This window comes from Yoonia sp. I 8.24, from assembly GCF_022096995.1.
Lineage (GTDB): Bacteria > Pseudomonadota > Alphaproteobacteria > Rhodobacterales > Rhodobacteraceae > Yoonia.
In genome coordinates, this window is record NZ_JACXGQ010000005.1 from 143,141 (window position 1) to 168,487 (window position 25,347).

Annotated in this window: 20 protein-coding genes; 7 read left to right on the forward strand and 13 right to left on the reverse strand. The window is 53.4% G+C overall.

All coding sequences use genetic code 11. From position 1 onward, the window contains the following. Positions 1–29 precede the first annotated feature (29 nt). Together Yoon_RS11500 and Yoon_RS11505 are read left to right on the forward strand one after the other, a co-directional pair. The gene (locus Yoon_RS11500) at positions 30–1,202 is read left to right on the forward strand and encodes a pyridoxal phosphate-dependent aminotransferase (RefSeq protein WP_238112372.1); all 1,173 of its coding nucleotides are present in this window, start codon (positions 30–32) and stop codon (positions 1,200–1,202) included. A 221-nt stretch (positions 1,203–1,423) separates the two neighbouring features. After that, complete coding sequence (locus Yoon_RS11505; RefSeq protein WP_238112373.1) at positions 1,424–4,213, forward strand: bifunctional aconitate hydratase 2/2-methylisocitrate dehydratase; 2,790 nt, start codon at positions 1,424–1,426, stop codon at positions 4,211–4,213. Positions 4,214–4,270: 57 nt separating this feature from the next. Here Yoon_RS11505 and Yoon_RS11510 read toward each other — a convergent pair whose 3' ends face one another. The 3 genes from Yoon_RS11510 to Yoon_RS11520 are packed head-to-tail and all read right to left on the reverse strand — an operon-like array spanning position 4,271 to position 6,311. Beyond that, positions 4,271–5,068 (reverse strand): metal ABC transporter permease, encoded by a 798-nt coding sequence (locus tag Yoon_RS11510; RefSeq protein WP_238112374.1) that lies wholly within the window; start codon positions 5,066–5,068, stop codon positions 4,271–4,273. Continuing rightward, on the reverse strand, positions 5,068–5,796 hold the full coding sequence (locus Yoon_RS11515; RefSeq protein WP_238112375.1) for a metal ABC transporter ATP-binding protein: 729 nt from the start codon (positions 5,794–5,796) through the stop codon (positions 5,068–5,070). Before Yoon_RS11515 ends, Yoon_RS11510 begins: the two co-directional genes overlap by 1 nt. A 2-nt stretch (positions 5,797–5,798) precedes the next feature. Beyond that, entirely contained in the window at positions 5,799–6,311 is a 513-nt protein-coding gene (locus Yoon_RS11520) for a transcriptional repressor (RefSeq protein WP_238112376.1), read from the reverse strand. Positions 6,312–6,368: 57 nt separating this feature from the next. Here Yoon_RS11520 and Yoon_RS11525 point away from each other — a divergent pair, with 57 nt between their 5' ends. After that, the gene (locus Yoon_RS11525) at positions 6,369–7,475 is read left to right on the forward strand and encodes a zinc ABC transporter substrate-binding protein (protein WP_238112377.1); all 1,107 of its coding nucleotides are present in this window, start codon (positions 6,369–6,371) and stop codon (positions 7,473–7,475) included. Positions 7,476–8,454: 979 nt separating this feature from the next. On the opposite strand, the gene Yoon_RS11530 is transcribed toward Yoon_RS11525, so the two are convergent. From Yoon_RS11530 to Yoon_RS11555, 6 genes are all read right to left on the reverse strand, one after another. Next, positions 8,455–8,997 (reverse strand): RHS repeat-associated core domain-containing protein, encoded by a 543-nt coding sequence (locus tag Yoon_RS11530; RefSeq protein ID WP_238112378.1) that lies wholly within the window; start codon positions 8,995–8,997, stop codon positions 8,455–8,457. 177 nt (positions 8,998–9,174) lie between these two features. Then, the gene (locus Yoon_RS11535) at positions 9,175–9,834 is read right to left on the reverse strand and encodes a hypothetical protein (RefSeq protein WP_238112379.1); all 660 of its coding nucleotides are present in this window, start codon (positions 9,832–9,834) and stop codon (positions 9,175–9,177) included. 739 nt (positions 9,835–10,573) lie between these two features. Then, the gene (locus Yoon_RS11540) at positions 10,574–11,554 is read right to left on the reverse strand and encodes a glycosyltransferase (protein ID WP_238112380.1); all 981 of its coding nucleotides are present in this window, start codon (positions 11,552–11,554) and stop codon (positions 10,574–10,576) included. A gap of 8 nt (positions 11,555–11,562) precedes the next feature. Continuing rightward, positions 11,563–12,543 (reverse strand): glycosyltransferase family A protein, encoded by a 981-nt coding sequence (locus Yoon_RS11545; RefSeq protein WP_238112381.1) that lies wholly within the window; start codon positions 12,541–12,543, stop codon positions 11,563–11,565. Positions 12,544–12,558: 15 nt separating this feature from the next. After that, complete coding sequence (locus Yoon_RS11550) at positions 12,559–13,482, reverse strand: glycosyltransferase family 2 protein (RefSeq protein WP_238112382.1); 924 nt, start codon at positions 13,480–13,482, stop codon at positions 12,559–12,561. Between the two features lie 2 nt (positions 13,483–13,484). After that, positions 13,485–14,714 carry an oligosaccharide flippase family protein gene (locus tag Yoon_RS11555; RefSeq protein WP_238112383.1) on the reverse strand — a complete coding sequence of 410 codons (1,230 nt, stop codon included), beginning with the start codon at positions 14,712–14,714 and terminating at the stop codon, positions 13,485–13,487. Between the two features lie 240 nt (positions 14,715–14,954). Here Yoon_RS11555 and Yoon_RS11560 point away from each other — a divergent pair, with 240 nt between their 5' ends. Further along, a complete protein-coding gene (locus Yoon_RS11560) occupies positions 14,955–16,136 on the forward strand; it encodes a polysaccharide biosynthesis/export family protein (protein ID WP_238112384.1) in 1,182 nt (393 codons plus the stop codon). A gap of 3 nt (positions 16,137–16,139) precedes the next feature. Here the strand turns inward: Yoon_RS11560 and Yoon_RS11565 are convergent, their stop codons facing one another. The 4 genes from Yoon_RS11565 to Yoon_RS11580 all read right to left on the reverse strand — a co-directional run bounded on the left by Yoon_RS11565 (position 16,140) and on the right by Yoon_RS11580 (position 21,614). Beyond that, positions 16,140–18,650: an ATP-binding protein gene (locus Yoon_RS11565; RefSeq protein WP_238112385.1), complete on the reverse strand. Its 2,511-nt coding sequence runs from the start codon at positions 18,648–18,650 to the stop codon at positions 16,140–16,142. Between the two features lie 30 nt (positions 18,651–18,680). Then, positions 18,681–19,196, reverse strand: a complete 516-nt coding sequence (locus tag Yoon_RS11570) for a molybdopterin-dependent oxidoreductase (protein ID WP_238112387.1) — start codon at positions 19,194–19,196, stop codon at positions 18,681–18,683. A 106-nt stretch (positions 19,197–19,302) separates the two neighbouring features. Then, a complete protein-coding gene (locus Yoon_RS11575) occupies positions 19,303–20,190 on the reverse strand; it encodes a UTP--glucose-1-phosphate uridylyltransferase (protein ID WP_238112388.1) in 888 nt (295 codons plus the stop codon). Between the two features lie 35 nt (positions 20,191–20,225). After that, positions 20,226–21,614 carry a WecB/TagA/CpsF family glycosyltransferase gene (locus tag Yoon_RS11580; RefSeq protein ID WP_238112389.1) on the reverse strand — a complete coding sequence of 463 codons (1,389 nt, stop codon included), beginning with the start codon at positions 21,612–21,614 and terminating at the stop codon, positions 20,226–20,228. A 251-nt stretch (positions 21,615–21,865) separates the two neighbouring features. Here Yoon_RS11580 and Yoon_RS11585 point away from each other — a divergent pair, with 251 nt between their 5' ends. The 3 genes from Yoon_RS11585 to Yoon_RS11595 all read left to right on the forward strand — a co-directional run bounded on the left by Yoon_RS11585 (position 21,866) and on the right by Yoon_RS11595 (position 25,284). Further along, positions 21,866–22,480: a response regulator transcription factor gene (locus Yoon_RS11585; RefSeq protein ID WP_238112390.1), complete on the forward strand. Its 615-nt coding sequence runs from the start codon at positions 21,866–21,868 to the stop codon at positions 22,478–22,480. A 108-nt stretch (positions 22,481–22,588) separates the two neighbouring features. Further along, a complete protein-coding gene (locus Yoon_RS11590; RefSeq protein ID WP_238112391.1) occupies positions 22,589–24,031 on the forward strand; it encodes a hypothetical protein in 1,443 nt (480 codons plus the stop codon). Continuing rightward, a complete protein-coding gene (locus Yoon_RS11595; RefSeq protein WP_238112392.1) occupies positions 24,028–25,284 on the forward strand; it encodes an O-antigen ligase domain-containing protein in 1,257 nt (418 codons plus the stop codon). The genes Yoon_RS11590 and Yoon_RS11595 overlap by 4 nt, the downstream gene beginning before the upstream one ends. The last annotated feature ends 63 nt before the right edge of the window (positions 25,285–25,347 follow it).

A 25,347-nucleotide genomic window follows, 5' to 3' on the forward strand; every position in this document is an offset into this window, starting at 1 on the left:
GCCACCGCTGACCACCGAAAGAACTTATCATGAAATACGCTAGCATCACCAAACGGCTCGAAGGTCTGGGCGGGGCGAAATGGCAGGTCCACCTCGACGCAAAAAAGCTGGCGGATGCGGGGCAGGACATCATTCTGATGACCATCGGCGAACCCGATGTCGATGTCCCTGTGGAACTGCGCAGTGCCGCGATTGATGGCATCCACGCGGGCCGCACTAAATACTCAGATGGGCAGGGCGAAGAAACCCTGCGCGAGGCGCTTGGTGAATATTACACAAAACGCAGCAAGGCGCCGATTGGACCGGAAAACATTCTATGTGTTCCGGGCACACAAACCGCGCTGTACACTGCATTCGCCGGTCTTGTTGAGGCTGGGGATGAGGTTCTGGTCGGCGATCCGATGTATGCAACTTACGAAGCTGTCGTGCGGGCCAGCGGGGCCGACATGGTGCCCGTTCCATTGCGGCCAGAGCACGGGTTTCGGATGCAAGCCACCGATATAGCCGCATGTATTACCCCACGCACCCGTGCGGTTTTATTGACAACCCCGCATAACCCAACAGGCGCGATTCTAACCCGTGATGACATCGCCGCCATCGGGGCTTTGGCCCAGCAGCATGATTTCTGGATTATTTCGGATGAGGTCTACTCCGAAATGATTTTCGAAGGTGAAACCTTTGCCTCGCCCTTGGATTTTGCGGATCTACGCGAAAGGGTCGTTGCGGTTTCTTCTATCTCTAAGTCGCACGCGGCCCCCGGATTCCGTAGCGGGTGGTGCGTGGCCAGCGCCAAAACAATTTCAGCCATCTTGCCCGTGGCAGAGGCCATGCTTTTCGGCAATCAACCATTCATCGCAGACATGACCGTGCACGCCGTGCGCGAAGGGTCATCTGTCGCGGCGGGCATGCGGACACGTTTTGCCGCAAGGGCCGCGCGGATGGACGAAGTTTTGGGGAATAACCAAACTTGCCTCAAGGTCCACCGCCCGCAGGCCGGAATGTTTGGCATGATCGATGTGTCGGGAACAGGGTTTGACGGAGAGGCCTTCGCACTGGCCCTGCTGGATGCACAAGGGGTGGCCGTCATGCCCGGAAGCTCCTTTGGGGATAGCTTGCAAGATTGGGTCCGGGTTGCTTTGACCATTGACGACGAAACGTTCGAAACAGCCTTACAGCGCATCAAGGCTTTTGTTTCCGGTTAAGGGTTTCCCCGAAACCTAGGCACATAAGGTAAGAACTTTGACGTTATCACTGGCAAATATTAGAAGTTTTTAAAAAATTTCATGAAACTGGTGTTATCGGTGGGTCAGCGAGGCTTGAACGGAGTCGCTTTTTGGTATACCGCCGCATACAAATAGCGTGCGCGGTCGAAACATGTCCCATTTTGCCGCCCAAGCACCCAACAGATATGATAGGATAGCCAATGAGCTTGTATAGCGATTACCTAGCTGAAATCGAAACCCGCAAAGAGCAAGGGCTGCACCCGAAACCAATTGATGACGCGGCTTTGACGCTAGAAATTATCGCGCAGATCAAAGATGTCGATCACGCGCATCGCGCCGATTCATTGCACTATTTCATCTACAACACACTGCCCGGCACCACGAACGCGGCTGGCGCAAAGGCGCAATTCCTCAAAGAGATCATTCTGGGGCAGGCAGCGGTTGCCGAAATCACCCCAACCTATGCATTTGAGCTGCTGTCACACATGAAGGGCGGCCCTTCTGTTGAGGTCTTGATCGATCTCGCCCTTGGCGATGATCTGGATTTGGCTGGACAAGCTGCTGACGTGCTGAAGACACAAGTGTTCCTTTACGAGGCTGACACCGACCGTCTGAAAGCTGCGCATGAGGCGCAAAACCCCATCGCGACTGACATCATCAAAAGCTACCTACAAGCCGAGTTCTTTACAAAGTTGCCCGAGATTGATGAAGAAGTAAAAGTTGTCACCTATGTTGCAGCAGAGGGCGATATTTCGACAGACCTTTTGTCGCCGGGCAACCAAGCACACTCGCGTGCGGACCGTGAATTGCACGGCAAATGCCTGATCGACGAAGCTGCGCAAAAGCACATCGAAGAACTGAAAGTGCAGCACCCTGACGCGCGCGTCATGCTGATCGCTGAAAAAGGCACAATGGGTGTTGGCTCGTCGCGGATGTCTGGTGTGAACAACGTGGCCCTTTGGACCGGGAAACAGGCGTCACCCTATGTGCCATTTGTGAATTATGCCCCCGTTGTTGCAGGGACCAACGGTATTTCACCGATCTTCCTGACAACTGTTGGCGTGACCGGTGGTATCGGTGTGGATCTGAAAAACTGGGTCAAGAAAGTTGATGAAGACGGTAACCCTGTTCTGAATAACGATGGCGACGCCATTCTTGAGCAAAAATATTCGGTCGACACAGGCACTGTTCTGAAAATCAACACCAAAGAAAAAGCGCTTTATAGTGAAGATGGGGAAAAACTGGTCGATATGGCCGCGTCATTTACCCCGCAAAAGATGGAGTTCATGAAGGCTGGCAGTTCATATGCCATCGTCTTTGGTAAGAAGCTTCAGACATTTGCTGCTGAAACGCTTGGTGTCGAAGCACCGCTGGTCTTTGCACCGTCCAAAGAAATCAGCAATGATGACCAAGGTCTTACCGCCGTTGAAAAGATCTTTAACGCAAACGCGCGCGGCGTGACGCCGGGTGCTGTTTTGCACGCAGGTTCGGATGTGCGCGTTGGCGTGAATATCGTGGGTTCGCAAGACACCACCGGCCTGATGACGATGCAAGAGCTCGAAGCGATGGCCGCGATGACCGTGTCACCATCTGTTGACGGGGCCTATCAGTCGGGCTGCCACACGGCGTCAGTCTGGGATATCAAAGCGCAGGAAAACACCCCACGTCTGATGAAATTCATGAACGATTTTGGTCTGGTCACTGGGCGTGATCCCAAAGGGGTCTATCACGCGATGACCGACGTGATCCACAAGGTGCTGAACGATCTAACGGTTAGCGATTGGGATGTGATCATCGGCGGTGACAGCCACACACGTATGTCTAAGGGCGTCGCTTTTGGTGCTGATTCTGGCACTGTTGCGCTGGCGCTAGCGACAGGTGAATCCTCTATGCCGATCCCAGAATCGGTGAAGGTGACATTCAAAGGCGCAATGGCCGACCACATGGATTTCCGCGATGTTGTGCACGCGACGCAAGCGCAGATGTTGGAACAACACGGCGATAACGTCTTCCAAGGCCGCGTGATCGAGGTCCACATCGGCACATTGCTGGCAGACCAAGCGTTCACCTTTACGGATTGGACCGCTGAAATGAAAGCGAAAGCCTCTGTCTGTATCTCTGATGATGATACGCTGATCGGCTCATTGGAGCTGGCGAAATCACGTATCCAAATCATGATCGACAAAGGTATGGAGCATGAAAATGGCATGCTGGCCGGGCTGATCGCAAAGGCGGATCAACGGATTGCAGAAATCCGTTCTGGTGAAAAACCTGCGCTGCAACCTGACAGTAACGCAAAATACTTTGCCGAAGTTGTGGTTGATCTGGATGCGATCGTTGAGCCAATGATCGCGGATCCTGATGTCAATAACATCGACGTTTCCAAGCGCTATACGCACGACACGATCCGCCCGATTTCCTACTATAAGGCTGAAAAAGAGGTCGATCTTGGCTTTGTCGGGTCTTGCATGGTTCACAAAGGCGACATCAAAATTGTCGCGCAAATGCTCCGCAACCTCGAAGCAGAGCAAGGCAAGGTTGCCTTTCAAGCGCCGCTTGTTGTGGCCGCACCAACCTACAACATCATTGATGAGTTGAAGGAAGAAGGCGACTGGGAAATCCTGCAAAAATACAGTGGGTTCGAATTCGACGACGCCGCGCCAAAGGTTACGGCCCGCACGGATTACGAAAACATTCTGTATCTTGAACGCCCCGGCTGTAACCTGTGCATGGGGAACCAAGAAAAAGCGGCGAAAGGGGATACAGTCCTCGCGACATCGACGCGCTTGTTCCAAGGCCGGGTTGTTGCTGATTCAACTGAGAAAAAAGGTGAATCACTGCTCGCGTCTACTCCGGTTGTTGTGCTTTCCGCGATCTTGGGCCGCACCCCGACATTGGCAGAGTATAAAACCGCTGTGGCAGGCATCGATCTGACAAAGTTCGCACCACCTAAGAAGGCGCCACTCGACGCGCTTTCAGCGCACTTCTAAAGGCGCTGCACCTTATATCCAACAAAGAAAGGGCCCCGCTTATTTAGCGGGGCTTTTTTATGATCTGGCGGATAACGCTGATTTTAACATGCTGGACGCAAGAAACGTTAGCGCGGCGACACAAACGATTGACGGCCCAGCTGGCGTATCCAGCACATAGGCTGCGCGTAATCCAACGACCGTCGACAGCATACCGATTGCGCCCGCGGCAACAGCCATACCTTCGGGCGTTCGCGACAACGGTCTTGCCGCGGCGGCTGGGATGATCAGTAACGCCGCGATCAGCAACACCCCGACGACTTTAATCGCGACGGCAACCGTAATCGCCAAGGCTACAGTCAACACAAGCTGTTCGCGTTTGGGATTAATTTCACTGGCATAGGCCAAGTCTTCGTTCAGCGTCGATGTGAGCAAGGCAGACCAGCGCCACCCGATCAGCAGCACGACAAGCAAAGCACCGCTCCAGATCACGCTAAGATCGCCACGCGAAACCGCAAGGATATCACCAAACAGATAGGACATCAGATCAATGCGTATGCCCGATAAAAACGACACCGCGACCAAACCGAACGCAAGGGCCGAATGCGCCAAGACGCCCAAAAGCGTATCCATCGCATAGCCGCGCCCGGACAGCAGGTTGACGGTTAAGGCCATTATCAATGCAACTGCCATTGCGCCTATGAAAACAGACATTGAAAACGCCAATGATAGCGCCACACCAAGAATGGCTGCATGCGCGGTTGCATCGCCAAAATAGGCCATGCGCCGCCAGACCACAAAACATCCCAACGGTGCAGCCGCAATCGCGACGCCGATACCCGCAAGGGCCGCGCGGACCATAAAATCATCAAGCATTATTCGGCGGCCTCTGCGTGGTCATGGTTATGATCGTGGTCATGCTGATAAAGCGCCAATGCGCCCCTGGTCCCTGTCCCGAACAGCGCCCGGTATTCGGGGGCAGAGGCAACCACCGCAGGGGTTCCTTCGCAGCAGACGTGCCCGTTCAGGCAAATCACCCGGTCAGAGGCGCTCATGACCACGTGCAATTCGTGGCTAATCATCAAAACGGCGCAGCCGGTTTCCTGCCTTACAGCTTCGATCTGTTGGTAAAATGACGCCGACCCGCGTTGATCCAGCCCCTGCGTCGCCTCGTCCAAGAGTAACAAATCAGGATTCCCAATCAGGGCGCGCGCCAGCAAGACCCGTTGAAACTGCCCGCCTGAAAGCTGTGAAAGTTGCGATTTGGACAGGTTTGGCACGCCCGCTTGTGTTAGGGCAGCCTCGATATCTTGGGCCGTAACGCTGTGTGGGAGATTAAGAAACCGCGTCACCGTCATCGGCAGGGTTTCGTCAATATGCAGCTTTTGCGGCACATAGCCGATTTTGACATCAGCCCCACGAGACACTTTGCCCTGCGCAGGTTTTACCGCACCGATGATTGCGCGTAAAAGGCTTGTTTTCCCAGACCCGTTTGGACCAACAATCGTGACGATTTCGCCCTTCGCAACACCAAGCGAAACATGCGACAAAACCGTTCGGGCGCCGTAGCGGACGCTCAGACCTTCAACGTTTACAAGGTTCATCGCTAGTCAGCCTTTTCGACACAGGCGGGGCAAATCCCCTCGGCTTCGACCGTGGTATGTTCGATTTGAAACCCGGTCGTGCGAGCGGCATCTTCAAGCGCGCCCTTCGCAGGCGAAGACTGTGTTTCAGCCACGGCATCGCACAGCCGGCATATCATAAACGCAGGTGTATGCGCATGTTCAGGGTCTGTGCAGGCGGTAAATGCGTTCATCCGTTCAATTTTATGGGCAAACCCGTGCAGCACAAGAAAATCCAACGCACGGTAGGCGACGGGGGGCTGCGACCCAAACCCATCTTCTTTCAGGCGATCAAGAATCGCATATGCGCCAAGTGCGCGGTGTTCTTGTAGCAAGATTTCGAGCACTTTACGCCGCACAGGGGTAAAACGCAGCGCTTCCTGCTTACAGCGTGCTTCGGCGACAGCCAGCGCATCGCTCACACATATAGTATGATCGTGATCTGAAAAACCTGAGGGGTCACCATATGTGCCGCTCTGCGCGGGCTCTCTTGTCATGCTATAACATTTCATTTACGTGGATGATTAATGTAATAAAATCACACGGAGACCCCGATGTCCAGAAAGCTTCTTTCTCTCTCACTCACTGCCGCGTTGATGGGCGGAACGGCATATGCTGATGTTCCCAAAGTTGCCGTTGATATCGCACCGGTGCATTCACTGGTCTCTCGGGTCATGGATGGTGTCGGCGCTCCTAACCTCGTGGTTCAACTGGGTGCAAGCCCGCATGAATACAGCCTGCGCCCATCCGAAGCGCGCGCATTGCAAGAAGCTGATGTCGTGTTTTGGGTCAGCGCAGGGCTGACACCCTGGCTGGCGGACACAATCGAAACGCTCTCGTCGGACGCTTCTGTTACAGAACTGCTGGAAACCGACGGTACGGTTGAGCTGGAATTCCGTGAAAACGCGCTGTTTGAGAAACACGATCACAGCGACCATGATGAGCATGAAGAAGAACATGACGATCATGATGATCACGACGAGCATGAGGAAGAGCATGACGACCACGATGATCACGACGAACATGAGGAAGAGCATGACGACCACGATGATCACGACGAGCATGAAGAAGAACATGACGGCCACGATGATCACGACGAGCATGAAGAAGAACATGACGGCCACGATGACCATGATGATCACGGCCATGGTGCTCATGATCCGCATGCATGGCTATCGCCAAACAATGCTATGAACTGGCTGAATGTAATCGCAGGTCAGCTCTCTGCAGCGGACCCAGAAAACGCTGGCGAGTATTTTGCAAATGCGGCTGCGGGTCGTGCGGAAATCGAAGCCGTCATAGGCGAAGTAAATGCAACGCTTGCCCCTGTGCGCGGCGAAAAATTCATCGTGTTCCATGACGCATACCAATACTTCGAAAACGACTTCGATTTTCCTGCGGCTGGCGCCATTTCGATCGGCGATGCCTCTGATCCAAGTCCCGCACGCATTGCCGAAATCCAAGCACGGGTCGCGGACGAAGGGATCGATTGTGTCCTCGCAGAGCCGCAATTCAACCCCGGCCTCGTCGCAACTGTTCTCGAAGGCAGCCAAGCGCATACTGGTATCATCGATCCGCTTGGGGCTGACCTAGAACTGGGCGCAGATTTTTACCCCCAGCTGATCAAAAACCTCGCGGCGTCTCTGGCTGCCTGTCAATAACTTTCAAAGTTCTCAAACCAGCCGTACCCCTATGTATGGCTGGTTTTTGCTTTTTATTGTGTCGGCTTACTTCTTCCCAAAAGTGGCTTGGCATGTAGTGAAGCAACTCCGCTGCTTTGTCATCAACCCAGTCTCGCTTGTCGTTGTGTGACCTCCCAGACTTTGGTGCCGAGGGTGTCGGTTGCGAAGATTGGCCGCCCGATGTGATCGGTTCTGACAAAATACAGTTGCCCTGCGTCGACCACAGCGACCACCATCCCATCGGCCAAGATATATTCGCGGATCAACGTGCTGGTGAAGGTGCTTTCATCATAGTCATATTCCGCAATCCGGTTGCCTGCCTCGTCGTGGATGGCAAGGCCCTTTTAATAGAAAAAATGTGAGGTACACCACATTCCGAAGTAGAACCACAATGCAGTTTGTGCTCCTATAGCGAACCTAAGAAATGGGCTTCTAACAAGGATAATTTGTAATATTGTAGTAAAAGTGAGCGCAATTACTCCAAGTAGGGCCCAAATATTGCTAACAACAGCGAGAAGCGGAGACAATAACACAAATGTAAGCGCAAATATGGACTTTCCAAGCTCATTGACACCGAAACCCTTCGAAAGGGATATATAAATCAACAGGAGCAAAAATGAGCCACAAAAACCTAGAAGTAACTCTATGACGAGTGTTTTGGGTTTAAACATCATATCGGGTTTTCTCTCTTATCGACAGGAACGAGTAGTTGAACACTGCGCCCATTCCCGATGCCTTTTGTCGTCGTAGTATCTCCTTGATTCATTGTAGGCATCCCATCCTTCTTCCCACACGCCGCCGCTATCGTCAAAAATGTGGTTCCATGGGTCAGAAGCTGGATACTGGTCTGGTGTACCACCGTAAAGACCATATTCATGACAGCCTTCTTCAACGAGGTTATCGTTTTCATCATAAAAGCACTCACCAACGGGGTCATCCGGAGTAGGGTCTCGATCCTCTAAGTATCCGTCATATCCGCAGTGAAATACACTGGACCTACCGACATATGGTTTCCAGTTGGGGGTGACGCTGGGCATGAAAGAGTCAGCCCCCTCCGGTCAATATACCGCCCCGGGTTTTGCGTCACATACCCGTACACACTCGCCCCATCGATCAGCCCGAGTGGGTCGGCTTGGATGTACCGCCCTGTCGTCGGATCGTAGTCGCGCATCCAGTTTTGGTGGAGGCCTGTCTCGGATTGGAACCATTGGCCGGGGAAGCGGAGGTCGGAGTTGGCTCCGGTAGAAGTCTGTACGCCACCGAAGGGGAGGTATGACGCTTCCCACACCACCGCACCCAGATCATCTGTCGCAAACACAGGTAGTCCGATGTGGTCGGTACGCACGAAGTAGAGCGCGCCGCCTTCGACCACGGCCACAACCATCCCATCCGCCCAGATATATTCGCGGATCAGAGTGCTGGTGAGCGCGCTTTCATCGTAGTCGTATTCCGCAATCCGGTTGCCCGCTGCGTCATGCACGGCGTGGTTTGTTTGGCCCACCTGCGTGAGCCTGCGAATGACTTCCTGGCCAAGGAAGTTGTATTCATATTCGGCGCACAACACCGTTGATCGCGAAGGTCGCCATCCGTCCGGGGAGTGTGGTGTCTCAGCGCTTGCGCTTCGACCCAACCACCCCAATTCAGGTGCGCCAAAAGTAGTGAGAAGGCCCTAGTCTTATTACTTCAGAGTAAAAAAGTAATCCGTACGAAAAATTTCCGCCAATTTGTCGTCTTCGAAGGTTAAACGTATCGCTATAACGTCGTCAGTTCGTGTAAAATCCCAATGATTGTATGATATGAGCCACTCATATCCAGTGCTGTTACGAAATTCATCATACTGGTCCAGTTCTACAAGGTATGGGTGCTGACTGGCTTGGTTACGTCGCGGTGAATCCACCACGCTGTCCAATGGATTATGGATAAATGCTGCTCTGATATATCGCTCAAGGACATCGACACTGTCACCAACCGATACATTTAACTCTACAAGATTAGGGTTTCCATAGAAGGGACTTATCCAAGAAACCCGACCGTCAATTATTTCGACTCGCGTACTGACACCGAAACCTTGAAGACGTATGGCCTCCTTTGTCATAAGTTCAGATAGTCGTGACAAATCATCAGCGGTCACGGTTATCCTGTCTGGGCTAAAGACGCCTAACATTGAGATGTTATCTTTCGCAGTTAAAGTGCGTAATACTGCATCCTTGCTTTGGCCTATGTGTAGATCAAAATATGTACCGGAACGGACTGTTTTTTTGTGCATTATTGCAAAAGCGGACAAGGTAATTGCAATAAATGCTAAACATACTACCAAAATTTTTAACGTCTTTTTCAATATTTCTATTCCTAGTTTGGACTAGCGTTTTCATGCCACGATCCAGTTTCTGGGACCGAACCACCTGCATCACGAATAGCCTGTGCAGTGGCCGTGTTCGAGTTTTGCCCTCCCGAACCATTCTCATACGGAACTTGGGAATAACTGCGCCCAATTTGCTGCGCCAATCGATCAAAATCGCAGATACTCATCCCCAGTGGCGGCGAAATAAGGTTCTTTATAATATACCTTTACGTAAAAGTACGCCCCCCCCCGTTCCTTTGTGAAGCCCCAATAAAATAATTGCGGTCAACAGTATTAACCTCAGTAGTACCAGTTAGGTCAAATCTGTTTGTTCTAACTGCAAGTGAGACCTGCTGAACGATACCGTCTTCATCTCCTACCATTTCACAATCGCAGGGATATTCTTCTTCAATAAGAAACGTCGTACAATATTGTCGTCATGTGCCAACTATGGCTTTGTCTGAAATCTCCCGATTAGCAGAACCAACGACCCTTGATATTTGGGGCTTCCAAGTTGCCGTCGATGCCAAGGGTCACCGCTCTTCCAAAAGGTGTGAAGTCAGGCTGTCGCTTCAATCATAAACCCGATCAAAATGACCAGCAGCATATTTTGGTGCGCTGTTTGTCCGATAACGTCAATCGGACATAGGACGAGGGCGGCGACAACTTCAGGTCCTCTTGGTCCGTCCAAGCTATCGATTATCCAAGCATTTATTCCCTAGGCTAACATCGCGTTTTAATACACTAGGTCACGTACCAAGCCATGCCAATTCTCCAAGTTATTGTCTCGCAGAACACGCGTCATAGATCGGCCATCACACGGGCTAAAGCCACTGTCTTGCGCCGCGAAAATGTCGAACCAATTTTCAATAGTATTATCATCCAGAATATGCGCTCCGAATATTGAATGATCCTGCAGGCCGTCACAGGCATTACAAATCAAGACGCGGCGCGCGCTCAATGCTTCTATTGCAACTAGCCCGTATGCTTCCCACCTTGACGGCATGGCCACGGCATCGACCATGCGATATGCATCCTGCGGGTCAGGCGCGAAGCCTTTGAACTGGATACGCGCGTCACCTTTTGCCAAAGCCCGCAACGTTGTTTCCTCGTCGCCTTCACCAAAGAAACAAAGGCGGAGATCTGGGTTTTTTGTTTGACGAAATGCTTTGATTAGCGTGTCAAAACCCTTTTGCCGGTCAAAACGACCAATTGCGCCAAAGATGCGGATGGGGCCGGAACGATCAGGGATTTCTGCAAAGGGTTGCAAATCGACATAGGATTGGATCACCCGCAACTTGGCGTCAGCCACCAGCCCCTGCATACGCAGCCAGTTTGCTTGTCCATTGCTGACGGCCACGACCCGATCAAACAACGAAAACGAACGGCGCAATAATGTATAGAAACGACCTGTTCGGGCTACGTTATGGGTTACGAACGCAGCCGTGTAGCTATGTTCGACGTGGACTATCTTGGTGAGCGGATGGCACGTCCGCAACGCGATGAGCGCCGGCAAAGTCCGCCAACTGATCGAAAGGTGAGAGACAATAATATCCGCGTGGATCTTGCGGAATGAAATTGCGCCACGCGCCACCTTCAGCATTTTGTGGCAAGCATGTTCTGCAAGTTCGGATGATCCGGTAATATGATCCAAAACACGCATGACACCGCCGGCCGTCGTGTCATCAATTAAATGAACGACACGTGGTTTTTTCATGTCAAACATCACGCCAACCCCGCGCTTAGTGCCATCATACCTCGGATCGTTCGAGGACCAGCCATCCGCATTGCGACGACAGCCGCATAAGTCACCAGCGACTTCCTTGGTTCTTCAATAAAGGGCCTATACGATGTCTGAAGCCATGCATCTGCCAGCATTCGTGCCTTCGAAAGATCCAAATCGCTGACGGCGCGTCGGCAGAGATATCGCAATTGATAGGCCCGTGCCGCATTAACATGTTTTGCAAAAAAATCAGGGGAAATTGGCGTTAGCTTTGCAACCATCCGTTCCCACGCGGCCAGTTGGTTATCGGTGCTGGCGGAAAGTCCACCTGCATTGATGCGGTATTTTGTGAGCAGTCCTGGAACGCCGACGATGGTCCAATCGGTAGTCAATGCGATCCGCAGCCAGCACTCGATATCCTCAGATTGCCGGAATGTTTCGTCAAAATACCAGTCGCGGCTGGCTTCATGCGCAGGGCGATACGCGATCTCATCAAACACGGCTTTGCGTATGACTGGCGCAGAGCCATTTCCGATTGGATTGCGCTTCAAAACATGCTCTGGATCAACCCCGCGTAGCCGCGGCTTTTGTGCCAGGCGCATTGGGCGCCCATTATCATCAATCAACTGTGAGCCGGAAAAGCTGATGCCGACATGCGGATTAGCTTGCAGATGCCTGACATGTGTTTCCAGCTTCTGAGGATCCCAAAGGTCATCCGCATCACAAAACCCGATAAAGCGCCCATGGGCTGCTGCAATTCCGGTGTTGCGCGCGCCTGCCAGCCCACGGTTGGGCTGCCGTATGATCCGCAGGCGGGGGTCCCCTGTGAAAGATTGCGCAATCGCCAGGGTGCCATCAGACGACCCGTCATCGACAACGACGATTTCGAAATGGTTATAGGTCTGGGCCAAAAGGGCTTTCAGCGTATCTGGTAGGGTTCGTGATACATTGAATGCGGGAACGACAATTGTTGCTAGGGTCATAGGATGATCCTTCAATTACTGAGAAAACAGGGCGTGTGAAAGACGGCGCGGCAAAACCAGATTGCCAAGCGCGCCAATAAAGGTGAGCGCGCCGCGCCTTGGCGGGGTCAAGAATCCAGAAGGGCTTTGAAGTAATCCCGCGATGGCAAAACCGAACGCAACCCGCCGGGCCAGACCAAGCCGAAGGGCCCGGCGTGCCAAATATCTCAGATGGACGGCTTGCGAACGCTTTGTGGCCGAAAAGCCAAGGTTTTTCGCTGTATCCAACGCCCGCCGCCGGCCCGCCTGCATCGCGCCTAGGTCAGCGGAAAGCCCCGTTGGGTTGGTTCGATACCAAGTGTGAAAGGTATCAAGTCCGATAATCTGCATGCCTTGCCCAACCACACGGATAAGCCATTCGAGGTCTTCGTTGTGAACAATTGAAGGATCAAAACCACCGGTTTGAACAAAGCAGGTCTTGCGAATGCTAAGGTTGGACATGGTGCAAACAGGATTTTCTCCAAGCAACCGATCAATGGACAAAGGACCCGTCGGAACGGTAGAGAAAACACGGGCGGTCTGCGGATCACTCACAAAGAACGCAATTTTTCCAAAGGCGCCGTGAGTTTTTGTATCATCAAACGCACCAGCTAAATCCGCCAACTTTTCCGGCGCCCAAATGTCGTCAGCGTCACAAAACGCGATGATGTCTCCGCTCGATAGATGTTGCGCACCAAGGTTACGCGCCTCGCTAGGGCCCTTGCGCAGGTTGTAGGCCAGCTTAATCCGATTATCCCGTTTCGCGGCGTCAGCAATCAAATCAGTGGTCAGATCAGTGGACCCATCGTCGACGCAGATTATCTCCCAATCGGAAAAGGTTTGCGCTTGAATGCTGTCCAAAGTTTTAACCAGCGTGTTGGCGGCGTTGTAGCAGGGAATGACGATTGAAAATCGCGGCATGATTAAGCTCCTTTGGGTTGTGGGCCAAGATTGGCCAGGATGACGGGAAAGGACGCGGCAAACATCAAGACAAAGCTGGCCACGGCGTATCCCGTTGCGACCGTTTGCAAGCCAAGTGGAGCCAGCATCACCGTGTTCACGGACAGGCCAAGGGTCAACGCCACGGTGCTCCATAGTTCGGTTTGCGGGCGGTTTTCGCTGCGCAGCCAGCCGGCAGCTGCCGACCAAAGCGTGGTGGGGATCGCAACAAGGCAAAGTACTGAAACGATCCCGGCGACCTGATCCCAACCATCTCCAAACAGAATTGGAACATAGACAGGTGCCAGCAACGATTGCAGTAAAACGATCGGGGAGATCATTCCGAGGCTAAGCCACATGCTTTGACGCAGGGCGGTCGCTTTATCAGCAGCTTGGCTGAGGTATGGAAAAAGGACCGTTGAAAACGCGGTCGAGAAAGCGTTCGAAAGACTTAGACCTGCGTTAAACGCCATGAAGTACAGACCAAGTGCTTCGGCCCCCATCATCGCTCCTACAATGATCTTATCTACTTGCAGGCGCAGGGCCTTTACGACCTCAACACCCAAGACGGCCCAACCAAATGTTACGAACGGGCGCAGCGGGGCAAGCCCTGCAGATTTGTCGCGTGTCCACGGGTGCAAACGACGCATGGACACCAACCAAATTGGAGCGCAAAGCAGGCGGGGTAAAACAAGTGCGAGCGCTGATGGCCACAGCACAACAAGGGCAACCGAGGTCAAGTTCGCGCCAACAACCTGTGCGCCTGAAATCGCGGCGGTTGCCCGCATCTTGCCCGCGCGCATGGCCAGCGCGGCCTGCACCAGCCCAGCGGGCATGAACAAATATTCGGCGGCGAGAACGGCAATCAGTGCGAACAGCATGGCGCTTCCACCCGCCAGATACAGCGTTGCGCCGATGCCCATTTGCACCACAAATAGTCCGATGCACCACATCCAGAAAATCCGGTGGGCCGTTGCACATGTGGCCTCAAGATCATCTGATCGTGCACAGATGATGCGCTGTCCGACGCCGTTCTCGGTGATGGCTTTCAAGATGTCTCCGGCAGCAAATGCAGCAGCTGCCAAACCGATTTCCTTAAGATCCAAGGTGCGCGCGACCGCGACAACAACCAGTAGGCGCGACGCCTTGGCGGCAACTTCCGATGCGCCATAAGCCATCAGATGATGTGCGAGTGTTTTCGTGGTCCATGTCATTTGGGCATCGCCTCTTGCGTCTGTGCCCTTTGATATCGGGCGTCACTCCACGCGTCGCCGTCCTGTAAGGCGAGGCACGAGGGGCAATCGTGTAGAGCTATATCCTTTCGGATAGTTCACGTAGTGATTGCGCAGTGGACGCTTTCGATTTGTTGGCTTATCAATGATCAAGCCATTGGTTTTTTGGGGATCATGTTGCCGTTTCGAGCATCTCACAGACTTGTTTTCTTATGCGTTCTTGTGACCGGCTGCGCCAGCTACGACGTTCCGGACAATCTAGAACCCGTCGCCGTTGGTGATGGGTATCAGGCGCAGTACAGAGACATCGATGTGTCACGCGATAACGCGGATTTCTTGCGCTCGGCCACAATAAACGCAAGCAAATGCCTGCCATATCAAAGCGAGCTGGATTCTGCCGGGTCAGGCAGTAAAGGCGGCGGCTTTGCCGCAAGTATTTTGAGCGGTGAACGCCTAACGCGCAATGATCTGGTTGATATCCGGGTTGGGGACGACGAAACCTTCAATGGCAAATACGTCATTTCTCGCGACGGCACATTGAAGCTTCCATTTTTGCGCCCCATTCGCGCCCAAGGGCGCACAACCGATCAGATCGAAGATGATATCGCCAGCCAATTGTTAAGCGAAGATTTTTATACTGACAGGCCACGCATTTCAGCCCGCGTCGCGGATTTTGCCTCTGTCACTGTAGGCGTGTCCGGCGCCGTATTTGAGCCCCATTCGGTTGAAATTGGTGGTGTGTCTGGTGATCAAGCCGACGGCCGGCGTCAAGACGCGCTTGGTGCATCTAGCGAGGCCAGAAATCTGTCTGCTGCGTTGCGCGCCGCCGGCGGCGTTCGCCCAGATGCAGACATTTCTGCGGTCGAGGTGCGACGCGGTGGAACGTTATATAAGCTGGATATGCGCGGCGTTTTTAGCGGGGAAAACCTTGTCGACATTATGCTTTTGACCGGCGACGAAATTCGGGTGCCCAGCAGACAGTGTTTTCAAGAAGATTTGATGCGGCCAAGCCCGATAAGCCCACCTGGTATCAGCCTATTTCTATCCAACCTCACACAGCCTGCCACGAATAACGCGGCATCCGCGATTGGCCAAACGGTGCGTCAAGTTCCTTATGGCACGCGGTATTTGCAAGCTGTCGTTGACAGCAATTGCGTCGGCGGATCACGCGGTACCAGCGCAGACCGATCATCGGTGCTGTTTTCGCGCAATCCGGTGACCGGTGTGTCGGTTGTTATCGAACGTGATATTGAGGATCTGCTAAGGCGTGCAGATCGCGACGATTTCGATCCCTATTTGCTGCCGGGCGACGCCTTGGCCTGTTACGACAGTGCGGTTACCAACATTGCCGAAATAGGCAGGGTGATTGGGGTCGTTGCTGCCGCTGCGTTAGTGAATCAATAGCCATTAGAAGGATGATTGCGACACATCCCAAATAGGGCCAAGTGCTGCGATGGCTTTGCTCATATCATCAAGCCGCTCTTCTTTGGCCGCATTTTCAACGTCGATCAACGCCGAACGGTAGTCTGTGGCGCCGAAAGTTGCAGCGCTACCCGCCACTTTGTGTGCCCGTTTCGCAATCTCGGATAGGTCCATGCCTGTTTCGGTCGCTAACCAGCTGTGCAAGACCATCACTTCGTCGACGAAACGCGCCCGCAATCGAGTATATTTGTCTTCACCGATGAGATCACGCATCTCGCTTGCATGCGAAGACGTCAGTGCTCTGTGGCCATCCTCAAGTATTTCCGCAAGAAATCTGTGAACTATATTTCGGAGCGCGTCACGCGACAGCGGTTTCGTTAGAATGGCATTCATTCCGTCCTTAAGAAAATCCGCTTGTTCAGTGGCTAAAGCGTTTGCCGTCAGGGCGACGATTGGTGTGTTTGCACAAACCCCTCCACCGGAACGAATAGCTCGCGTAGCGGTGCGCCCATCCATGATTGGCATACTGACATCCATCAAGATTAGGTCGAATGGGTAGTCATGTGCGATTTCTACGGCTGCTGCTCCGTCATGGACCTCTGAGGTGAGCTGGCCATCTTTTCGCAGCATTTCCCGGGTGACGGTCCGGTTAATTTCATTGTCTTCAACAATCAGAATATGAAAACCTGTTTCAGGAAGTTCGGCTATCTGGATTGGGGCCGGTTCATCGACAGGTGCGGCCTGTCTCATTGGCAAATGTAGGCTAAATGTGCTGCCAACCCCAACCTCACTGTCAACCGATATGCTACCGCCCATCGCTGTCGCGAAACGACGCGCAATACTGAGTCCCAAACCCGTGCCGCCCACAACCCTGTCATAGGCGGTTGTTCCAGTGACAAAATCATCAAAAATACGGCCCTTCAAATCTTCATCAATGCCTTGACCCGTATCAGTAACTTGAAAGTCGACATCGACATTATCGCCGTCCCCGTGCCTTGCGTTGATCATGATCGAGACACTTCCGCCACGGGTGAATTTGACCGCGTTCCCAATGAGGTTCATCAATATGTGCTGAAGCCGCTCAGGGTCCGACAGCACCCAATTCGCGGGTTCGCCGGTCCAACCCCATGTCAGTGTTGTGCTATTTGTCGTCGCCGTTCCGCTTTGACTGTCGACAATTTCTTGAACCAAGTTGGCAAGGTTTAACGGCACCTGCCGCAACTGAAGCCGACCCACATCGTAACGCGTGATGTCCAAAACGTCTGAGACGTGACGCAATAGCAGATCGCCAGATGTTTCCATATTGCGGATGTAACGTAACTGATGTCCGTTCAGTTTTGTATCTTGGATCAGGTTCAGGTTGCCCAATAGGCCATTCAGCGGGGTCCTGATTTCATGGCTCATTGTTGCCAGAAACTCTGTTTTCAGACGGTCCGCAGCCAAGGCCCGATCGCGGGCCGATATCAGCTCTTTTTCCGCTTCGACGCTTGCGGAAATGTCCCGGAGGAACGCGATGAAGATTTCGCCGTCATCCGTGCGCGCACTTTGAATTGCCAGCTCAACAGGGAAGATATCGCCGTTGGCGCGCTTGGCCTCTAGCTTTACACGCCCTTTGCCGACCACGTGCTTTTCGCCGCCGTCGCGCATGCGTTTCATTCCCGCGTCATGGGCATCGACTAAATGTTCCGGGATGATAAGCGGGCCCAATTCCTTTCCCAAAACATCCCGAGACTTATGACCAAAGATGGTTTCTGCGGCCGCGTTAAATGCGACGATGCGGCCAGCGTTGTCACTGACGATCACACCGTCAAGGGACGTTTGAATGACAGTGTTCATACGATCTGCTGTATCCAAAGTCTCGCGCTCTCGGACTGTGTTTTGGATGTTCAGGCGCCGCAGATAATAGACGGCGAAACCCATGACTGTCACAAGAATCGCCATCAATGCAGCGACTTGAAACAGGGTTCCAGCAAAGGTTTGGCGCCGCGCGTCCGATTCACTCGCAAAGAAATCCAGAGCAGAATTGGCAATTGTGCGAACAAGTGGGCGGGTCTGTTCGGCATACTCTGATATGTCGCCCAACGCCGCACGCAACGTCGCATCATCGCTGTCGATCAATGGCACTGTGCGATCCAAAAAGGTCTGCACTTCTAATAGCGCCGTTTCATAATCTTCCAAAGTGCGCAGGCGGGCATACACAGACGCCGATTGTAGTGTCTGAATTCGACTGAAAAAGACATCGAACCTTTGGCGCATTTGGATAAAATCGCCGCGTTCGTTGGCTTTTGCCTCGGATAGTTTTTTGGTGAATTCGAGAAATTCGACTTCGGCCTGAGAAAGAGTCCAATGAACGTTGTCGGAACCCGCAGACTCTAACTGACGCAAATCGCGGGCGACGTTTATACTCAAAAATATAATGGCGATGATGAACATCACACTGGCGACCGTCAGATAGACAGACTTGAATAAATGATTTTCCGTTTGATTGGGTTTCACGACGATCACCTCAAAGGTGCAGCCCTGACGCTATTGAACGATTTCAATGCGGTCGAGTTGCCAGATGCTACGCGAATAGATCACTTCTGACCGGTAGTCAGCACTCGCGTCATAAGGATAGACGATCCACAACGGGCCTTTTTCGCGCACAGACATCGTGTCGCCGTTCAGCAAGTAAGCCACGATTGGGCCGCCAACGACGGCATCGGTCACAGGAATTTCTACGGTATAGTTATTGATTGCGGTCGCAAGAACGGTCCCATTGGTCACCTCTAGGCGTTCGAGCAATGCCTGCAGCGCGACCCCTTCAAATATCTGTTCACCTTCCGTCCAGATCGTTGTGGTCTCGATGGTCACAGGGTCAAACGACATCAACATTTCCAAATCAAATTGAGCTGTGTCATCCACATTCACCGCCCCAATATCTCCACTCACCGTCAAGACGACAGTTTGTGTTGGCGTTTGCAGTTCGTCGGCCGCTATAGGCGCCGAAGTTGTACAGACGGCGACGAAGGCGAAAAAGGCAGCGCGTAAAAGGCGGGGCATAGCAAGTATCCTGATGAGTATCTCGCGAGGAGTGTGCCACAGAAATCTTACAAACGCATCAAACCAAAAGGATAGCCACCTACCCGAACGGATAGGTGGCCCCGCGTCACGCGACAGCTTGCAGGCTTTCCTGACGCGCCCTGAGGAACTTTTCATAGTCCAAGCGCAGTTCTGGCCGATCAAGCGCATAGACAGTCGTCGCCTGAACAAACCCCTGAATGGATCCGCAATCGAATCGTTCCCCGGCAAAGCGGAAACCGGTGACCCCGGCATCGGCTAGGTCGGCATTGATAGCGTCGGTTAATTGCAGCTCCCCACCGGCACCGGGGCCCTGAACAGCCAGGCGGTCAAAGACTGATGGTTGCAGAATATATCGCCCAACAACGGCAAGGGTTGATGGCGCCACATCCGGGCGTGGTTTTTCGACCATACCACGGGCAGTGGCCAACTGACCGCGCTGATGATCGACGTCCAGCACGCCATAGGATGATGTTTGTGCGCGGGGCACGTCCATCGTTGCAACCATATGCCCGCCCGTCTGTGCATGCGCATCGACCATTTGGGCCAAGGCACCGCGTGGTGCGCGGATGACGTCATCGGGCAACAGAACGGCAAATGGTTCGTTACCGACGGCGCGTTGGGCAAGCTTGACCGCATGTCCAAGGCCCCGGGGTTGATCCTGTCGAATGAAACTAAGCGTCCCTTCGGGCATTCGGGTTTGGCCAAGGGCGGCAAGCGCTGCTGTCTTGCCGTTCTTTTTCAAGCGCAGTTCAAGCGCTGCCGCAGTATCAAAGTAATCTTCCAATGCGCCTTTACCAGCCGCCGTGACAAAGATGAATTCTTCGATGCCCGCCTGCCGGGCTTCATCGACGGCATATTGAATAAGCGGGCGATCAACGAGGGGAAGCATTTCCTTGGGCACTGATTTGGTGGCGGGCAAAAAACGTGTGCCAAGACCGGCGACGGGGAAAACAGCTTTGCGGATATGTGTCACGGGATTGTCCTTTCGATAACGAAAATTTGGAGGGTTCAGTAGGCGCCGCGGCCCGAGATGACGGCGCGAAACGTCATGAGTATGAGGATGAAATCGAGCGCAATTGTGCGGTGCGCGGCATAGGCAAGGTCCATCTCAATCATTTTGTTAAACTCGACATCAGCCCGACCTGAGACTTGCCAGACGCCTGTGATGCCTGGCTTGACCGCCAGCCGACCAAAGGCCCGGCTTGGGTATTTTGCGACTTCGCTTGGCAATGCGGGTCGCGGGCCGACAATCGACATCTCTCCACGCAGGACGTTGATGATCTGGGGTAGTTCGTCGATCGATGCCCGACGAATGAATCGCCCAACACGCGTGATGCGCGGATCGCTGCGTGCCTTAAAACAAATCCCCTCACGGTCAGAGTTTTCTTCGACCTCTGCCCGCAAAGTCTCTGCATCTTGGCGCATTGACCTGAATTTCAGCATCGAGAAGGATTTTCCTTTTTTTCCGACACGCGATTGACGAAATAGCGCCGGGCCCTTGCTATCTAACTTGATGGCAAGGGCGGTCGCTGCAAAAATAGGGGCAAGAGCGATAAGCGCAAAGCTGGCGATGCTCACGTCCATGATTCGGCTTGCGATCAAACGGTTTGGTGTACGTTTAAAGGCGTCTTTCGCAGCCCGGGCAAGGAAGGCGATATTCCCGTAAAGATACCGCTTGGCCATCCGCTTGGGTTCCATCGCTAGGCGCCAAACCCATTCGATCTTTGCTTTTTGAACTGGACCTGGTGCCCGCTTTACGTTGCCTGCAAGGAAATCTAGTGCGGCACCGACACCCAGACACAATGGGGCATGAAGTTTGTCCGCATGGCGATCAATCCACATCTCTTGCACCGGAACGCCCATGGCTACAATAACAATATCAGCGCCGCTTGCGTTGATATCTGCGATGACCTCGGTTGGATTAACGGCCCCCTTAAATCCATCACGCGTCCCTGCGACCATGAGGTGCGGAATGGCCGCACGCAGTTTTTCAGCGGCGACCGCTGCAGTGCCGGGTGTTCCGCCAAACAGGTAAACGGACTTTCCCATATCTGCAGCGCGCTGCATTAAGGCAGGTACAAGATCGGTGCCGTTGAGGTTAGCGGTCAATGTATGACCGGTCATCTTACCTGCCAGCTCTACCCCGATCCCGTCAGGTAACAAAACCTCTGCCCGGCGGACTGCGGCTGCATAAGCCCGGTCCTTTGCCATGACGTTGCAGCAATGGGCATTTATAAAAAACGCCCGCCGACGGCCCGGTGCAAGCAACGCATCAATAGCTGTCGTCTGGTCCGCATCAACCAATGTCAGATCAAGCGCTGGCAAATAACTTGTTTTGGTACCATTGCGTGTTGTGATTGGGGCGGCAGCGATAAAGTCGAAGTCAGTGTGTTTCATTGAGACGATCCCGAAGTTCATTTGCGATTGCCCTAAGGTTGAGGGACAAGTGCAAACGGCTCAACGAAGCGACAGGACAGTTCTTTGGGTCAGAAGAGATCAGGATGGGGCCGTTGGATCAGGTTTTAACGCAAATGATACGGATTCTATCCTTTTGCATACATAATATCGCCATAATAGTGGGTGAAGTTCAGGGCCGATCGCGTACATAGTGTTCGCGTTTGGGTAGTGTGCCGTCGAAAGGACATCGTTTGAGAGTATTAATTGCAGATGATCATGATCTATTGCGTGATACCTTAGTTTTGTTCTTGGAAAGCGAAGACGGAATAGAGGTAGAGGCCGTTGGCGATCTTGACGCAGCGCATGCTCGGATCGCTGATGACGATACATATGATCTCGTCTTGCTTGACTATAACATGCCCGGCATGAACGGATTGGACGGGTTGACCCGAACTTTGGCTTTGGAAGGTGATCAGCGCGTTGCGCTGATATCCGGCGAGGCGACCCGCGATATTGCAGAGCAAGCTCTAGAGGCAGGTGCGGCAGGATTTGTACCCAAGACCTTGCCAGCAAAATCGATGATCAATGCAGTCAGATTTATGGCCATGGGCGAACAATATGCCCCCATTGATTTTATGACTGCCGTTGACGATGCGCCGGTAAACCCCTTGGCCGAAAAATTGACGATCAGAGAATTGGAGGTCCTCAAAGGGTTAACGGAAGGAAAATCAAACAAGGAAATCGCGCGCGATTTGGATATTACCGAGCCCACAGTCAAGCTTCACATGAAGACGTTGTTCCGAAAAGTCGAGGTATCAAACCGGACCCAAGCAGCACTTGTTGCGCGCGAAGCAGGGCTTTTCTGATCTACCCTTTCGGATAGGTCATCGGCCAAAGGTGACTGTGTTTGCGGCTTTTGCGCCCAAGATAGTTAGCAGCCAATAAGATAACGTCATGGGACAAGGAGCAAGCCCATGACTGCACAAACCATACCACCACTCACGGCTCCGGCCACTGGTAAACATCCCAGTCGGCTACGGCGTGTGATTGTGGGCGGCAGACTTAGCGATCTTGGGCGACTGCCCCGCTATGTTGCGTTTGCGCTCCTTGGCGGAGTGGCCATTTGGGGCCCTATCACGGGCTACCTGAAGACTGCTCCGCTTTCTTATAAATCCAGCAGTTCATTGATCTTGCCCGGTTCAGGCGCATCGGCATCGATGAATCTGAATGGGATCGGACAGGCGTCCTCCTATGCCAACTCCGCATTTGCTAGCAATGCGGTCAGTCCCACCGAGACGTACAAACGGTTGCTCAGCGCGAATCGTATCCTGGTGGCCGCTGCTGATGCATTGGAAATCAGCCAAGCCGAGCTTGGCAAACCACGCGTCAGCTTGGTCGATCAAACAAGCCTAATCCACGTTGAATTGACCGGAGGCAGCCCGATTGAGGCGCAAGAGCGTGGCGAAGCCATACTGGTCGCGTTCTTTGCTGAACTGGACGCATTGCGCGCTGATGAACAACAGACACGCGAAGATAGCAGTCTTGGCGTTATCCAAGATTACCGGCAATCCGTCGCAGCCACCCGTACTGACATCGCAAACTTGCAGTCTGACACCGGGCTTATCTCTGTCGATCAATACGAGGCGCTTTTGGCGCAGCAAACCGTGCTTGAAGCGCAGGTGCGTGCCCAAGAAGCCGTCGTCAGCGAAAAGCGGGCATCGGTCAGAATGTTGGAACAAAATTTGGGTATTCAAGCAGGTATTGCCGCCACGACGCTGAAGCTTTTTGCAAATGAGGAATATACCAACCTGATCGCAGAAGCTGCGGTACAGGCGGCCACATTCGCTGAGGCAACAGCGCACTATGGCGCACAGCACCCAACAGTCACCGATGCGCGCCGCTCCCAACATCAGGCACAAGAAGCGGCGGCTGTTCATGCAGCGGTTTTAACCGGCCTTGACATCACACAAATTTCCAACCTCGACCTTGCTCCCGATGGAGCAAGAGCAGCGCTTTTGTCTCAACTTGTCGACATGAACGCGAGCTATGCTGGTGCGGCCGATCAACTGGCAACGCTGCGCACGCAATTGGCCGCCGAAGTCGATCGCCTTGCCAGCATCGCACCTGCGGCAGCCAAGTTACAGGATTTGCAACGCGATTTTTCTGTGGCTGAGGCGGTCTTCGCCTCGGCTATCGCACGCACCCAGACCACCAAATCGGACGTCTACGCATCTTACCCTCTTGTCCAAACGCTGGAAAATCCTTCTCTGCCCGATGCACCGTCATCGCCAAATCGTAATTTGGCCTTGGCCGCAGGCGTTGCTGCGACCTTCATGATGTTGATGGGGTTGGCGCTGGGGTGGATGCGTCTTGCGATTATAAACCGCCTTCTTAGCAAGCCAAATGGTGGCGCGTGATCGATCTGAACCCAGTTGAGCGGCTCATTTATAAGACGCTTACCCTCACTTGGGCGTTTTATGCAATTGGTGCGCTTTATGTTGTGGGTCCGATCCTTGCGTGGGTATTGGGCGTTATTGCAATCCTGTCGCTTTACTTGGGCCCGGCCATCCGGATCGATCTGCGGGCAACAGGGGCAATTCCACCGGTTGTTTGGGGGTGGGTTGGCGGTATGGCGGTCATGCTTGTCTCACTTTGGGTTGGGCACCTTGACTGGGGGATGGGGCTGAAACAGACGATCAAGTCCTCCATTGGGTGGGCCAAGGGGTGGGCATTGCTGGCGCTGTTCCCACTTGCGGGTGCGGTCTTACCAATCCGACGTGAGGTGCTGATCCGCGGGCAATGCGTGATTGGTTTGTTCACCTTGCTCATTGCACCTGTGTTGCTTGCTGCGCCGTACATTGGCTTGCCGGAAAGAGTATTTACATCCCCGCTCAAGGCGATTGGCGGCCCCGGCCCAGAGTATTTCAGCGTCTACTTCTTTACATTTGACCCATCGAGCTGGACGCCACGCTGGCAATTCTATGCGCCTTGGTCGCCCTTCGCGGCGCTGCTCGGGGTCGTCATGATCTTGTTCGCGTTAGAAGAAAAGGAGATCAAATGGCGCAGCTTTGGAATAGCCGCCGGGACATTGATGATCTTCGCCTCAAAGTCACGCATGGGTTTGGTCGGCTTGGTCGCCTGCACAATTGGTCCACGGATGTTGCCATTGATCCTGAAAGGCTGGATGTGGCAGGTTGTCGCTGGTTTGACCGCATCGCTTGCGGTCATTGGAACAGCACTGGCTGCTGCCGCGATGGACGCTATTGCAGCCTTCAAGGGCGCGCGCGCCGACAGCACGCGCGTCAGAGAAGCCTTGCAAAGGATCGCCGGCGAACGTTGGTATAACGACGCATTTTGGTTTGGGCATGGCAGGGTGCAGCCGGGATCACACGCTGTCGAATATATGCCCATCGGCAGCCACCACACATGGTGGGGGTTGCTATTTGTCAAAGGGCTGGTTGGGATGCTGGCCCTGCTCCTGCCGTTCGTCTGGCAAACATGCATCGCATTGATCGATGCCGCAAAAGGACCGCGCGGCCGGTTGCCGCTTGGAATCATGATGACGCTGACGTTGTTGTCATTTGGCGAGAACATTGAGATCGAAGCATATATGCTATGGCCAGGACTGGTTGTTTTAGGCATTCACGCAAGAGAATGTGCATCAAACTAAGTGGTCAACGCGGAGCAAACTCGCCGTTGTGCAATTTGACTAATTACGCATGAAGATCGAAAT

Excerpts from the sequence above, each read along its gene's own strand:
- Yoon_RS11505 (WP_238112373.1), top strand. The coding sequence starts at position 1,424 with ATGAGCTTGTATAGCGATTACCTAGCTGAAATCGAAACCCGCAAAGAG.
- Yoon_RS11570 (WP_238112387.1), bottom strand. The coding sequence starts at position 19,196 with ATGCCCCGCCTTTTACGCGCTGCCTTTTTCGCCTTCGTCGCCGTCTGT.
- Yoon_RS11525 (WP_238112377.1), top strand. The coding sequence starts at position 6,369 with ATGTCCAGAAAGCTTCTTTCTCTCTCACTCACTGCCGCGTTGATGGGC.
- Yoon_RS11500 (WP_238112372.1), top strand. The coding sequence starts at position 30 with ATGAAATACGCTAGCATCACCAAACGGCTCGAAGGTCTGGGCGGGGCG.
- Yoon_RS11510 (WP_238112374.1), bottom strand. The coding sequence starts at position 5,068 with ATGCTTGATGATTTTATGGTCCGCGCGGCCCTTGCGGGTATCGGCGTC.
- Yoon_RS11580 (WP_238112389.1), bottom strand. The coding sequence starts at position 21,614 with ATGAAACACACTGACTTCGACTTTATCGCTGCCGCCCCAATCACAACA.
- Yoon_RS11555 (WP_238112383.1), bottom strand. The coding sequence starts at position 14,714 with ATGACATGGACCACGAAAACACTCGCACATCATCTGATGGCTTATGGC.
- Yoon_RS11540 (WP_238112380.1), bottom strand. The coding sequence starts at position 11,554 with ATGAAAAAACCACGTGTCGTTCATTTAATTGATGACACGACGGCCGGC.
- Yoon_RS11515 (WP_238112375.1), bottom strand. The coding sequence starts at position 5,796 with ATGAACCTTGTAAACGTTGAAGGTCTGAGCGTCCGCTACGGCGCCCGA.
- Yoon_RS11590 (WP_238112391.1), top strand. The coding sequence starts at position 22,589 with ATGACTGCACAAACCATACCACCACTCACGGCTCCGGCCACTGGTAAA.
- Yoon_RS11520 (WP_238112376.1), bottom strand. The coding sequence starts at position 6,311 with ATGACAAGAGAGCCCGCGCAGAGCGGCACATATGGTGACCCCTCAGGT.
- Yoon_RS11545 (WP_238112381.1), bottom strand. The coding sequence starts at position 12,543 with ATGACCCTAGCAACAATTGTCGTTCCCGCATTCAATGTATCACGAACC.
- Yoon_RS11550 (WP_238112382.1), bottom strand. The coding sequence starts at position 13,482 with ATGCCGCGATTTTCAATCGTCATTCCCTGCTACAACGCCGCCAACACG.